The sequence below is a fragment of the Paenibacillus sp. FSL R5-0473 genome (assembly GCF_038004565.1).
GTDB classification, from domain to species: domain Bacteria; phylum Bacillota; class Bacilli; order Paenibacillales; family Paenibacillaceae; genus Paenibacillus; species Paenibacillus amylolyticus.
The window spans coordinates 4,838,561-4,853,673 of sequence record NZ_JBBORL010000001.1 but is presented as its reverse complement, the minus strand read 5'-3'; the positions used below and the strand labels follow the sequence as shown (position 1 = coordinate 4,853,673).

Sequence of the window (15,113 nt, the reverse complement as noted above, 5' to 3'; positions counted from 1 at the left end):
TACCATTGGTTAACGGTCGAGTGGTTGCTCAGGAAGAAAGGGATGTCGATTCCGCCATGCCTTTGTTACCTCGGCTCAACCAGCTCACACGCCAGCGGGATTGCATGAAGAGAACCAGGAACAGGGAAGCTGCTGCAATCAGGCTAAGAATGACAAAACCTGGTGTATAGGATTGATAGCTGCTATACAGTTGACCGAGAATCAGCGGCAGTGCATACCCGCCCAATCCGCCAGCGGCACCCACAATACCTGTCATCAGGCCAATCTCATTGCCGAAACGTTGGGGAACCAGTTGGAACACAGAGCCATTTCCGGCTCCCAGACACATCATACCGAGGAACAACATGACTACTACAACAGGAAGCGGGGGCATGAAGGATACTCCGATTAACATGATGCAGGCTCCTGTGTACAGGAAAGTCAACATACGGGTTCCGCCAATTTTGTCCGCCAGATAACCCCCTACAGGCCGGAAGAAACTGCCTGCGATTACACAGAAGGTGGTAATGTCAGCGGCGCGAACTGGAGAGAGCCCATACTGGGTGTTGAAGAAGATGGTGAGATAGTTACATAATCCAACGAAGCCACCAAAGGTCACACAATAGAAGGCACAGAATACCCAAGCATCTTTTTGTTTAAGCAGACTTCCATATTGGGACAATTTCTTGGGTTCAGGCCGGTTAGGGCTATTCTTGGCAAAGATAGAAAAGAGGATGAATACAATAACGATCGGTATAATAGCAAGTCCGAACACAACTTCCCAGCTGCCAAAATGCGTAGCCAAGCGATTGGCAAACAACGTCGCGAGTACGGTTCCGCTGTTACCCGCCCCGGCAATACCCATGGCCAGACCCTGATGCTCCTTGCCATACCATTGGCCTGCCAGAGGTAGCGCAGCAGCAAAGGAGGCGCCTGCGACACCAAGCAAGAGTGCCACCACGTACAGTTGGCTTAAAGAGTAGACCCATAACCAGCCGAGTAACAAAGGAACTAAGGTGACGAGCATCCCGATCTGTGCGGTCAGTTTCGGACCAATATAATCAGACATGAAGCCAAGCACAAGGCGCAGGATGGAGCCGCCGAGAATAGGCAATGCGACCAGATTGGCCTTTTCCAGCGGAGTCATCGGATAATCCAACGCTATGACAACTGCGAGTGGACCAAGCATCCCCCATATCATAAAACTGATGTCAAAATACATAAACGCCCCGAAGAGGGTGGGCTTATGCCCGCTTTTCCAAAAACTTTTGCTCTCCATCATCCATCATCGCTCCTCATCCAATTGAGATCTTCGTGATTTGTCTATGTGCTTGTTAAGGCAGAAAAAGGCCGCAATTCGTCCAGATCTGAACGATTTGCGGCCCCGTTGCCGACAGGCGGTACACGTCATTGTGTTCCCGCATCTGAGTTGATCACAGCACTGTGATTTTGATTCAAATTATAATCAAGCGAAAATGTGTATGTCAATAAAAATTACATGAGATTTTAAATAATTCATTTTTTAATCGTCATTCGCATTTTTAATGTTAATTTAGTTGACATTAGATTGAGATTCCCTTAATCTGAATCTAATATGAATCCACACAAAGGCGTGTGGATTCCGGAGGCAACGGTGCCCTTTTCCGAATCATGGAGAAGGGATTTTTCTGTTTATTTTCAGGAGTGAGAGAGATAGGGGGCAGCCCATGAGCAGAAGCAAACTGGTGATTATCGGGAATGGCATGGCTGGAGTGAAGTGTGTCGAAGAGATTATCGCACTGGAGCCTGATACGTATGAGATTGTAATCTACGGCAATGAACCCCGTCCCAACTACAATCGGATCATGTTATCGAAAGTATTGCAGGGTGAGCATTCGTTACAGGATATCATTATCAATGATTGGACTTGGTATGCCGAGCATCATATACGGCTATGTACAGGTGAAACGGTACACCGCATTGATACCCGTGGAAAATATATAGAGACGGAATCCGGACTAAAAGAAACCTATGATGTCCTGATTCTGGCGACAGGGTCTTCACCTTTTATCCCACCGATTCCGGGAATTGATAAAGAGCGGGTCATGTCCTTCCGAACGATTGATGATTGTACGCGCATGTCTGATTATTCCAAAACATATCGCAAGGCCGCCGTCATTGGTGGTGGATTGCTTGGGCTGGAGGCTGCGCGCGGGTTACTGCATCTGGGCATGGAAGCTGTGGTGGTCCATAACGCACCTTACATTATGAACCGGCAGTTGGATCAGAAGGCTGCCACGATGCTTCAGGAGGAACTTGAAGGGCAGGGTATGTCCTTTCTTTTGACCAGAAATACGCAAAAAATCACCGGACGATCGCAGGCGCAGGGGCTGCTCTTCACAGATGGTTCCAAGCTTGAAGCTCAGGTTGTCATTGTCGCTGTAGGGATTCGGCCAAATGTGGATCTGGCCAGACGAAGTGGAATCGCAACCAATCGGGCAATTATGGTAGATGACTATATGTGCACCAGTGTACCGGATATCTACGCAGTTGGGGAATGTGCTGAACATCGGGGAATTAGTTATGGTCTGGTGGCCCCCTTATACGAACAGGGGAAGGTGCTCGCACGTACGCTCTGTGGACAGGAAACACCTGAATACAAAGGATCTATTCCCTACTCACAGTTGAAGGTATCGGGGGTTGATGTTTTCTCAGCGGGTGAGATCAGTGGGGAAGGCATGCAGACTGCAATTCAACATCTGGATGGCATTCAAGGCACATATAAAAAAGTGCTGATGCAGGCTGGAAAAGTGCGTGGAGCCATTTTATTTGGAGATACAACCGAAGGAACGGCATTGCTTGGACTTGTGCAACGGGACGCAGATGTGGCGGAATTGGCTCCGCGTGAAGGGGCTCCGGACCCGGCTGAGATGGCTGCTGCGGCATTACCGGCTCAGGAGACCGTATGTGCCTGCAACAATGTGACCAAGGCTGCCATTATGAAAGCTATTCAGGAACAGGGTCTCGAGACGGCAGATCAGGTGAAGGAGCAGACCAAGGCGTCAGGTTCATGCGGTGGCTGTCGCCCGATGGTGGCTGCTCTGTTGAAACATACGCATAACCTGAAAAATAACGGGGGTACTGGCGTGGTAGCCACACCAGATAAACCTGCTCCAATGCCTGTTTGCAGTTGTACGGATCTTGGGCATGCAGAGTTGAAGGGAATACTGGCTGACATCAATGTTCTGGAGACAGGGCTACCAGACATATCTTTGATCTTGCAGAAGCTGGGTTGGGGTTCGGAGCTTGGTTGCTCGGTATGTCTTCCCGTAATTCATTATTACTTACAGGTATCCGGTGGAACGATGGTTGTTCGAGAGATCGAAGCTCACTCAGAGGTTCAGGTGCGCTGGGATGATCAGATCCCGCTTTCATCCTATGCAAGAGATGCCAAGGGGTTGGCTGCACAACTTCGTGAGAGTTGGATCGGCGCTGCGATGCCGTCGCCGGTGAATATGGGAGTTGCACCAGGGCCCGGTTCGTTGGTGAGCGCACTGGTGCAGGATATTGGCTTGCTGGCTTCACCAGCTGGATGGGAGATCTACGCAGGCGGTCATGCAGAGCATCCGGTCAAACAAGGTGGCTTGATTGGGGTGGCTGAAACAGAGGTGCAAGCGGCCATACTCGCATCAGCCTGTCTTCAATGGTATCGCCAAACCGCTTGGTATGATGAGCCGTTATGGGCATGGACGGAACGATTGGGATTCATGTCGATTCGGGAAACGCTGCTGGATGACCAGTTACAGAAGGAACTTGCAGCTACACTTCAAGCTGATATATAGATGAAAGGCGGGGATGGAAAGATGGGATTATCCGTGAGTTCAGAACCAACAGCCTCAAAGCTGTATGTAAAGGAAACCCAGTGTCCGTATTGCAGTGTGCAGTGCAAGATGACTGTTGAAGAACTGGCTGCACCTGTTGCAGGCCAGCGTCGTGGTGAGTATACGGTTCAAGGTGTTCCGAATGAAGCCTCTCAGGGCAGGTTGTGTGTGAAGGGCATGAATGCTCATCAACATGCGCTCAGTGGTCAACGATTAATGCATCCGCTCATTCGTCGTAATGGCGAGCTTGAACGCTGTTCCTGGAAGGAGGCCATTCAGACCATCGCAGAGCGGTTTCAGGACTTGAAAGATTCATACGGAGCAGATACGGTCGGAGTCTACGGAGGCGGATCTTTGACCAATGAGACAGCCTACCTGCTCGGAAAATTTGCCCGGGTTGCATTGGGGACAAAGTATATCGACTATAATGGACGGTTCTGCATGTCAGCTGCGGCTTCAGCTGGCAGTAAAGTGTTTGGGATGGACCGTGGATTGACGTTCCGTCTGTCCGATATTCCCAAGGCAGGTTGTATAGTACTCGCAGGTACCAATATTGCAGAATGCCAACCTACCCTTCTGCCATACTTCAATCAAGCCAAGGCGAACGGGGCATTCATTATCGTTATTGATCCACGCAAAACGGCAACCGCAGCTATTGCCGACCTTCATTTGCAGGTGAAGCCTGGCATGGATGCTCTGCTGGCAGATAGCATGTTGAAGGTGATTATGGATGCCGGATTGGTGAAGCCTCATTTTATAGACAAACGAACGCATGGTTACGATCAATTGATACAAGGGTTGGCTGATCTGCAACTCGAACAGGCGGCACAAACGTGCGGGGTTGATCTGGCGCTGATTCGTCAGGCAGCGATGGCCTATGGTGAGGCAGAGACAGGCATGATCATGACAGCACGTGGTGTGGAGCAGCAGACGGATGGGCATATGGCCGTTAGACACTTTTTGAACCTGGTGCTGGCGACTGGCAAAATTGGTAGAGAAGGCTGTGGATATGGTGCCATCACAGGTCAAGGCAATGGGCAGGGCGGACGGGAGCATGGGCAGAAGGCTGACCAGCTGCCGGGCTATCGATCCATTGAAAATGAAGCCGATCGTGCCTATGTGGCATCCGTCTGGGGCGTGGAACCTGCAAGTTTGCCAGGCAAAGGGGTATCCGCCTACGAGATGATGGAGAAGGTCCATGATCAGGAGATTCGGGCGTTGCTTGTAATGGGCTCCAACCCGGTCGTATCCAACCCCAATGTGCGTTTGGTGGAAGAAGGTCTGCGCAAGCTGGACTTTCTGATCGTGGCAGATATGTTCCTGTCGGAGACAGCACGCATGGCTGATCTGATTCTGCCGGTTACATCTTATATGGAGAATGAAGGTACACTGACCAATCTGGAGGGGCGTGTTCTGCTCCGTGAACAGGGGCGGCCTGCACCGGGAGAAACGCTTGATGATTGGGATATATTATGCCGGATTGCCGCGCAATTGGGTAAAGCTTCTTACTTTGAATATGACACTGCTGAGGATATCTTTAATGAGCTTCGGGTGGCGAGCCGCGGCGGAGTCGCTGATTACTATGGCATTACCTATGAGCGTTTGCGTAACGAGAAAGGGGTATACTGGCCGTGTTCTGCCCTCGAAGATCAGGGAGAAGGACTGCTGTTCGGTGAACGATTCGCTCACCCGGATGGCAAAGCGGCGTTCACATTTGAATCCAGCCCGGGCTGGAATGATATATCTTCGGAGTTCCCCTTAATTCTCACCAATGGGCGTGTGCTGCCTCATTATCTTACAGGGGTGCAGACACATCGAAGTCCGGCACTGGCAGCTCGTGAATTGGAGAACTTTGTTGAACTTCACCCGGCTACCGCTGCCCGTTATCGTATTCACGATGGAGAGTGGGTAGAGATTCAATCGACGTACGGAAGCTTCGCGGTTCGTTCGCGCATCAAGGATTCGATTCGGGAGGATACCTTGTTCGTGCCGATGCATTGGAGCGGCATTCAGAATGTGAATCGGGCCACCAGACCAGAGCTAGATCCGTTCTGTCGGATGCCTGGCTTCAAGACAGCAGCTGTAACCATTCGACCGTTGCGTCTGGCGAGATGATTCATAAAATTACAGGTTACCGGCGACATAAACTGTTCTAATGGTAGCTTAGCAGCTGCGCAGTCCATATTTATATGAGACTGTGCGGCTTTTTTTGCGTATATGTACGCAAGTAGGCCCTAGTTCCGTGGTTCCACGTAAACATGAGGATTGGCTCATGAATATGGATTGAATTTTAGTTATGATGTTCATTAGGGGTACATATGTACGTATTTTATATTTTATTTAGAGACTGATAGTCATTTCGAGTTTAGGTTATTCCGCATCGTGGTATAGATATCGGGGCTTATGGAAGCTTCTTCAAATAGAGCAAGATAAGGGAGGGAATGCAGTGAACGTATGGATAACGGTAAAAAGTCTGGGAAAGCGCAAGCCGGTACTTGCCAAGCAAGCTGCCGAACTTCCGGAAACAACTCATACGTTAAGGCAGCTCATTGAGAACATGGTGGCTCTACAAGTAAAAGCTCTTCAGGACAAGAAACAACAGGCAGAATTGCTCGCCTACCTGATGCCGGATGAGATTGAGACACAAGGAGCGGTGGGGAAAGTTGGGTTTGGCGCAGTATACAATGAGGGTGTTCCTGATCTGGAAGTTGCGATGGAGACAGCTATAACCGCCTATGAGGATGGGTTGTACAAAGTGTTTCTCAATGATGAAGAATTGCAGGAACTGGATGAGTCACTTGTTGTAAAAGACGGAGATAACGTGGTGTTTATTCGTTTTACAATGCTAGCCGGACGTCTGTGGTAGAGCGCGATGAAGGAGGAGAACAGGATGAATCAGGAAGAGCAAGTACAGGTGTATATGGATGGATTGCAGGAAAGAGCCAAGTCGTTAACAGGGGTACAGCTTGAGCTGGCAGGCTATGTTGTGGAGATCGCCGGGTCTACGTATTTGCGTGGAGACGAAAAGATGTTTTTGAATACTGATAAGTTGCTTGGAAGGTTGGCTGCAGAAACACAGAAACCATTATTCGAGCCACTATTGGATGTGCTCCAGCATCTGGCGAGCGAGTCATTGGTTGCACGATTCCGTTATATCGCAGAGCGTGCGACTCGTTTCCCATACAGTAACAACTATGAACGCCGTCCTTTCCGCACATCCGATCCGGAGCAGCATGTAGAACAAGTCATCCGTAAACTGATGGGATTGTTCCGTATGGAAATGAAAAATTTCTCCCTGGAAGAATACGTGTCACTTCGTGAGTACAAGCTGGATTATCTGCATGAGATCCGTTGGGTTCTGGCAGATTGTATCGCTTATGAACTGGATCATCAGGGCGGAGATATGAAGCAGGCGCTGCATGATGTTATCTATGGTGACAATCAGACGGCGCTGTTAACCCATGAAATGATCAAAGGTATATTCATGAGTGATCAGGCGGATGCCTATCAGATGGTGGGTGAGCTGCTAGTTGCAGCAAGGTTGCAGGAAGGGCTGCGCCAAAGCATTGTGGAGCGGATGGATGAAGGGACACTGGAAGCCTATATTTACATATTAAAAATCATTATCGACAACAACCTGATTCGCTTCAGTTCCGTGGTAAGAGCGCTTGCCGTATGGACGGGGATCGGCATAGAAGCAGCCAACCAGCGTGTTGCCGCACAGTTGATTGAACAGGCCTATCAGGCGCTTGTGCAACCAGAAGTACGCGAGGCCTGGCAGCAGGAAGCTAACGCCAACAAACTCTTTATCAGTCTGTGGGCGACAGCGGTCATTGAAGAGAATGAATTGAAGAGCAAGATAATCGAGATTATGGATCAAGGTCAGTTATATCAGAAGATTGTTGCCCAATATGTACTGGCGAACAGCCAGAACAGGGAGCTTCGTTTGGACATTGCACGTCGTTATCTGGAGGCGCAGGATACCGAGTTGATGCACTGGATTGTGACCAACTATGATGCGATGTATATGTACAACTGGAGTTTCGAGAATGGAGAGAATCAGCGTAGCGTCTACGTGTGGCCATTGCCTGCTCTTGGAGAAAAGGCCTTGCGGCGTCAGGACTTTGATCGGTTCAAACAGATGCTGGTTGCCATTCCAAAAGGCGGGTCAGGTGGACCATCGGGTGTACTTGAGTATGTTCACTACCGAATTGATACGGATGATGTAGTCAAGAAAATGTTATATTTGGCTGCATATGATATGGACCCGGAATGGATCGGGGAGGTCATTGCAATCAAGGACCGTTTAAGCCCGGAACTGCGCGGAGAACTGTTGTCCCAGTTTGTTCAGCATCCCGATAATGAGGTGCAAAGACAGTTTGTGTTTGAGAGTTTGTCTGATAAAAGCATCAGTAATCGGGAGAGTGCACTTGCCAAAGCGAAGCTGCTCACGTTGACGGTTGATGAGATGAAACAGATGGAGGCGTTGATGAAGCTCAAAACAGGCTCACTTCGTCAGAAGGTCATTCATGTATTGTTACTGCAACCCGTGGACCAATTGGAGGTCTCGCTGAAGCGACTTTTGCAGGCCAAGAGTGAACTGCAGCGCTTGGGTGCGCTAGAATTATTGACCGAGATTGCGGCAGATCCAGAGCGGATAGATCAGCAGGAGCAATTGCAGCCATTGGCGCAGCTGATTGAGACACCCACTGCCAAGGAACAGAAACTACTGGATAAGCTGACCGATCAGGGCAGTCGTTACACAGCCTCTAATGGATTTGGTTTATTTGATCCGAAGCGACGTGAGCCATTGCTGGATGAGAAGCGTGATCTCAAGGGCCATAATCCGAAGGATATCTTTACACTCTCTCTGGATAAGACCAAACCATTTCTGGAGGGACTTAGTGAATTAGTGCATGAACACAGGGATTATGAGTATCAAGTGGAATACTACGCTGGCTATAAAGACACATTGTTAGTCGGAGCGAGTCTTCGCTCCAAGGTTCCGTATGGAGAGCGGAATGAAATGAAGCAGATGGAACAGTTCCCGCTTCATGACGTATGGGAGAACTATATTCAACATGCCGGGTTCAGCAGTGTGGAACTGATGCAGCTATACATGGCTATACAGCTCGGGGAGTTCAATGGCAATTTGAGCGACCATTACAGTTATTTCCGTGAGCAGTATGACTATGACGAATTGCAGAAGATTCCGTTATTGGAAGGCTGGCGCAAGTCGTTTGCCGAACGGATCTATCCTCTGGATGACATCGAAAAGCTGCAGCAGATGCTGGATTCGTTAACGTATAAGGATCAGGTAGTGGCACTGATATCGGCGGCATTTCAGGATAGCGATCCGATCGACACGTTTGAAATAGCTGAGAAAACCTGGGCCTCCATCATCGCAAGTATGCCTGCTGATCGACTCGAAAAAGAGTCAGGCATGCTTCATATTCTGACTGGACCTTGGAATTATGTAGTTCGTGGCAAAATCCATGACGATAACAGCTTCAAACGTTTCTTCCAGACAGCTTACCAGTTCACCAGTCTTGTAGAGAGTAGTCAACCGCTGTCTTTACTGTCACTTGAAGATTTCCTGCGTGCGTACCAGTTGAACCTGATTGATGATCAAGAGATATATCGACAGGTGCTGGTCGGTGAGAATCGTCTGTTGTTTATTCGGGACTTAACATCCACTCGTACAGAAATGATCGCGAGTGATCCGAAGCTTGTTCAATTGCGAGATGCGGTGGTCGATCGCATTCTGGAGATTGAGCTGACCCGGGGAGAACTCTCTACAGAAGTAAGCACACTTGCCATGAAACTGGATCGAATTGAAGGCATGGAACACTGGGTACATCTGGTCTCGGCGATGGATCAGGATACATTTGTCCGTGGATATATCTATAGTTATGGAGACAACACAACACGTAAAGAGACGTTTAGCTATTTAATTCAGAATTGTCATCCACGGGATGGAGAAGATGATAAGCGTCTTGGGGAGTTGCTCCATAAGTATCCGGTGAATGAGAAAAAATTGCTGGAAGCAGCCATGTACGCCCCGCAGTGGATGGAGATTGTAGCGAAACATCTGGGATGGGAAGGTCTACGCAGTGCAGCCTGGTACTTCCATGCCCATATTAATGAACGCTTTACTGCCGAGAAAGAAACCATCGTGGCCCACTATTCTCCAATCTCACCACAGGACTTTAATGAAGGTGCGTTTGATATCGCTTGGTTTGAAGAAGCCTATGCTGCTGTCGGGGAGGAACGGTTCAATCTGTTATACGATTGCGCCAAGTATATTTCCGGGGGATCCAACCACCGTAGATCCCAATTGTTCGCAGATGCTGCACTGGGTAAGCTTCGACTGGACGATATGCGTGAGTCCGTGTCAGACAAGCGAAACAAGGATCATTTGTTAACCTACAGTTTGATTCCATTCGCTGTAAATCGCGAACAGGATCTGCGTGAGCGATACGACTTCATTCAGAAGTTCCTGATGCAGAGCAAACAATTCGGTGCGCAACGCCGTGCCAGTGAAGGTGTGGCATCGCAGATTGCACTGGGTAATCTTGCTCGTAATGCAGGTTATGCCGATGTTACGCGGCTGATGTGGGACATGGAAGCACGTAAGTTGGATGAGATGAAATCTTTCTTTGAACCTCATGCATTGGATGCTGACACGACAGCGCAATTGGTCATTGATGAGGAAGGCCAACCCGAGATGGTTATCGTTAGCAAAGGCAAGACACTCAAATCTGTACCTGCCCGGTTCAAAAAAGATGGATATATCGCTGAACTGAAAGAGCTGAAATCGGATCTGGTGGATCAGTATCGCCGGGCACGACAGGAGCTGGAACGTTCGATGACTGCTGGAACATCCTTTACACTTGAGGAAATTGCCAGTCTGATGCAAAATCCGGTTATACAACCGCTGGTAAGAACACTTGTATTCCAGTCAGGTGACAAGACGGGAAGGTTCGATGTATCATCCAATGGTTTGGTTGCACCAGGAGCGGAGGGTACGGTCCATATACTAGCGGAACAGGATCAACTGTTGATTGCTCATCCTCTTCATCTGTATCAGAGCGGAAGCTGGAGTGAATTCCAGCGGGATCTGTTCACCCGTCAGGAGCGTCAGCCGTTTAAGCAGGTATTCCGTGAGCTATATCTTCCTAACGAGGACGAATTGGCTAATGGTACGGTGTCTCGCCGATACGCCGGGTATCAGATTCAACCGAAAAAAGCAGTAGCTCTGCTTAAAGGACGCCAATGGACTGTCAGTTATGAGGAAGGTCTGCAGAAGGTAAGTTATGAGCATAATCTGATTGCGAATCTCTATGCTATGGCAGATTGGTTCTCACCAGCAGATACCGAGGCACCTACCTTGGAGACGGTGCAGTTCTACGATCGCAAGAGTTACAAACCTGTAGCGCTGCAAGATGTGCCGCTGACGTTCTTCTCCGAAGTTATGCGTGATATCGATCTGGTGGTCAGCGTTGCACATGTGGGAGGCGTAGATCCGGAAGCCAGCCTGACAACAATCGAGATGCGTCACGTCATTGTGAACGAGTCGTTGCGTCTGCTGAAGATCGACAATGTACGTTTGGACGGGAATTACGCACGAATTGATGGTGAATTGGGTGAGTATGCTGTTCATCTGGGGAGTGGTAATGTGTTTAAACAAGCAACAGGTGCACTTCATATTGTTCCGGTGCACAGTCAGCATCGGGGTCGAATCTTCCTGCCATTCCTCGATGAAGATCCGAGAACAGCTGAGATTTTGTCCAAGGTGATGTTGCTCGCCGAAGATAAAAAGATCAAGGACCCGCAGATTCTTGCACAGTTACAGAACTAGAAGTGAGCCGTCCCTCTTGGGGCGGTTTTTTATTTGCTACTCCGATTTCAATGTAACTTCGAATCTCAATATAACGAGTGTAGAACAAGAATCATGGATGGAAAGTGAACAATATGGAGCAATTCCAACATAAAGGCAGCTGAAGAACCTGTTAAAAGGGACCTCAGTTGCTTTTATATTTTTGGATATTTCAATGGACCGGATTGGTTCCGTTTTCAAATAGACTTAGGACCCAGAGTGTGTCGACATATTCCTTAATCTGATAATTAATTGCATTAATTGGTTGATCGGGAGTGGGTCGAACCGACTGTTTTTAAAAGTAAAGAATTTGTTCTAAAGTAGTTACGGAAATGTAAATAATTCGTTTTCTTGTTTTGTTATCTGAATTATTAATATGGTGATTCCAAAGAACTAGGCTTGTTCCAATCGGTCATTTACCAAATTTAAGGGGATGTAATTCATGATCATGTCGGCTATCGTTAGGAAGCGAAATCTGCTGACTTGCTTGCAGGCTGCAGTTTCAGAAGCCATGTGCAGGACGACCTGAATGCTTGAAAGACTGGGATCAAGCCAGTTCGCATTCCCTTGTATACATGTATTCAATATGTGCACAAGAAAAATGATCAAGAGAGAAGGAGAACTTACAACATGAACAGAAGACTCAATCTGATTTTCCTCAAACGATGGTTTATGTTATTAATCATCGTGGCGGTTGCGGCTATGCCGCTGCACGCCTTCGCCGCGGAGGCGGAATCTGGGGCCAATCGGCCTTGGATGAACAAATCTCTATCAGCGGAAGAACGCACCGAGCTGCTGCTCAAGGAGATGACGCTGGAGGAGAAAGTTGGATTCGTAACCGGTAAAGTAAATAACTATTATGGTTTCTATAATGATGAATTGGAGCGCCTCGGCATTCCGGCATTACAGATGGCAGATGGACCCGCAGGAGTACGTGTGGCTAACCCGGATGTGCAGGACAAAAAGTCCACGGCATTGCCTGCACCCATCGCGCTTGCCGCTTCCTGGGATACCAATCTGGCCAAGAAATATGGCGATCTGATCGGTCAGGAAGCACATGATACAACACATAATGTAGTGCTCGGCCCTGGGCTGGATATTGCACGTACACCATGGGGTTCCCGGAACTTCGAATCTCTCGGGGAAGATCCGCTACTGGCTTCCGGCATGGGTGCAGCGTATGTGAACGGAATTCAAAGTAATCCAGTTATCGCTACAGCGAAACACTATATCCTGAACAACCAGGAGACGGAACGTTTCACGACCAATGCAACAGCCAGCGAACGTGCCATTCAGGAAGTCTATGCACGTCCGTTCCAGGCGATGGTCGAAAAAGCGGATCTTGGTTCAGCAATGTGTTCATTTAACCAGGTGAACGGTACATATGCTTGTGAGAACAAGGAGATGCTGACCAATGTCCTTCGGGATCAGTTTGGCTTCGAAGGGTTTGTCATGAGTGACTACGGTGCAAACTTCAGCACAGCCAAGTCCGCCAATGCGGGTCTGGATCTGGAGACACCGGGAGAGCCTTACGGCAAATGGGGAGACAAATTGCTGGAAGCCGTGAACAATGGCGAAGTCAGCGAGCAAACCGTTGATGAGAAGGTTAGACGCATTTTGCTTCAAATGTTCGATAAAGGGCTGTTCGATAACCCTGTAACGAATACACAAATCAATGCTAAGAAAGACGGCAAACAGGCACGTGAAATTGCAGAAGAGAGCATGGTTCTTTTGCAAAACAACGATAATGTGCTGCCGCTGTCCAAGAAAAACGTGAAATCCATCGCTGTCATCGGTCCGGATGCAGATAACGCATCTGCTGCTGGTGGAGGTAGCAGTCTGGTTAATCCGACGTATACTGTAAGTCCACTTCAAGGCATTCGTAACCGTGCCGGTAACGGTGTGGATGTAAAATATGCTGCCGGAACGGATCCTATCTCCGCAGGAGATGCATTTAATGGACCATCCGCCGTACCTTCTACTCTTTTATCACCAGCGGATGCTCAGGAAAGTGAAAGAGACTATGGTACAGATCGTGCGGAATACGGTCTGCGTGCTGAATACTGGACGAATAAAGATATGGAGGGTAATCCTTCTTTGGTCCGTACAGATAATCAGGTCAACATGAATCTTGGATTCTACAACTATGAAGGTTTTAACGCACAGTCTTCCAAGCTTCCAGTGACACCTACGAAATTCAATGCCAAAATGTCTGCTCGTTGGACAGGGGCGATCACAGCACCTCAAACGGGTGAATATAAACTGTCCCTGACCAGTCTAGGTTCTGCGAAACTGTATGTGGATGATAAATTACTCGTAGACAATCAAGGTGAAACATTGAGTACAACGAAGAAAGAAATCACATTCAAAGAAGGTGAGTCCCACAATATTCGAATTGAGTATCGTACGGATTTCCCGGTACAGACCAATCATGATATGGGTGCACAGGTTCGTTTCGGCTGGGAAGCTCCAGACGACGCTGTGGATATTAAAATGCAAAAAGCAGTTGAGCTGGCGAAAAAATCCGATGTTGCCGTCGTGGTAACTCGTACGTATGACAGTGAAGGTTACGTCGACCGTTCCGACCTGGAGCTGCCGAATAACCAGGAGCAGCTGATCCGCAAGGTAGCAGCAGCCAATCCCAAAACGATCGTGGTGCAAATGAGTGGTCGCGCTGTTGAAATGGATTCCTGGCAAAAAGAAGTGCCATCCATCGTTCAGGCTTGGTATGCAGGTCAGGAACAAGGTAATGCAGTGGCACGTGTGCTGTTTGGTGATGTGAATCCATCCGGTAAGTTGCCGGTGACGTTCCCATCAGATGATTCCCAGACCCCGGTATCCACTGCGGAACAATTCCCGGGTGTGAACGGGGTGGGCAACTATTCCGAGGGTATTTTTGTAGGGTATAAAGGATATGACAAAGAAGGCATGACACCGGCGTTTGCCTTTGGACACGGACTGTCGTATACCGATTTTAATTATCGTAATCTGCATGTGAAAAACACAGGTAAAGGCGATAAGGAAACTGTAGAAGTATCCCTCAACCTGCGTAATACCGGTAAAGTTGACGGTGCAGAAGTTGTACAGGTCTATGTTGGCAATCTGCCAACCAAAGTCGAGACCCCGGAGAAACAACTTGCTGGCTGGGCGAAGGTTGATCTGAAAGCAGGCAAGCAACAACGGGTCAACATTCAACTGGATCGCAGCGCATTGTCCTATTGGGATGAAACATCCCATGAATGGGTAATGCCTAAGGGGAAAGTTCAAGTGTATGTTGGCAGTGCATCGGATGATATCCGTCTGACAGGCAGTGTGAATATCGGAAGCAAGTCCGGTAAATAAAGTTCAATAAGGGAGATTGGAAGGTTTTTCTCCCGGCGAAGTTATTTCGTTAA

General features: G+C 48.6%; 6 protein-coding genes. 5 read left to right on the top strand and 1 reads right to left on the bottom strand.

All coding sequences use genetic code 11. The annotated features are described in order from the left end of the window. Positions 1-28: 28 nt before the first annotated feature. Positions 29-1,258, bottom strand: coding sequence for a nitrate/nitrite transporter (locus MKY28_RS21320; RefSeq protein WP_340938007.1), 1,230 nt, complete (start codon positions 1,256-1,258; stop codon positions 29-31). Between the two features lie 427 nt (positions 1,259-1,685). Between MKY28_RS21320 and nirB the strand changes: the two genes are divergently transcribed. The 5 genes from nirB (at position 1,686) to MKY28_RS21295 (ending at position 15,060) form a co-directional block, all read left to right on the top strand. After that, on the top strand, positions 1,686-3,800 hold the full coding sequence (nirB, locus tag MKY28_RS21315) for a nitrite reductase large subunit NirB (RefSeq protein ID WP_340936928.1): 2,115 nt from the start codon (positions 1,686-1,688) through the stop codon (positions 3,798-3,800). 21 nt (positions 3,801-3,821) lie between these two features. Continuing rightward, positions 3,822-5,954 carry an assimilatory nitrate reductase catalytic subunit NasC gene (nasC, locus tag MKY28_RS21310; protein ID WP_340936927.1) on the top strand — a complete coding sequence of 711 codons (2,133 nt, stop codon included), beginning with the start codon at positions 3,822-3,824 and terminating at the stop codon, positions 5,952-5,954. A gap of 331 nt (positions 5,955-6,285) precedes the next feature. Continuing rightward, entirely contained in the window at positions 6,286-6,705 is a 420-nt protein-coding gene (locus tag MKY28_RS21305) for a hypothetical protein (protein WP_100527712.1), read from the top strand. A gap of 24 nt (positions 6,706-6,729) precedes the next feature. Further along, a complete protein-coding gene (locus tag MKY28_RS21300) occupies positions 6,730-11,700 on the top strand; it encodes a DUF4132 domain-containing protein (protein ID WP_340936926.1) in 4,971 nt (1,656 codons plus the stop codon). Between the two features lie 648 nt (positions 11,701-12,348). Beyond that, positions 12,349-15,060: a glycoside hydrolase family 3 C-terminal domain-containing protein gene (locus MKY28_RS21295; protein WP_340936925.1), complete on the top strand. Its 2,712-nt coding sequence runs from the start codon at positions 12,349-12,351 to the stop codon at positions 15,058-15,060. Positions 15,061-15,113 lie beyond the last annotated feature (53 nt).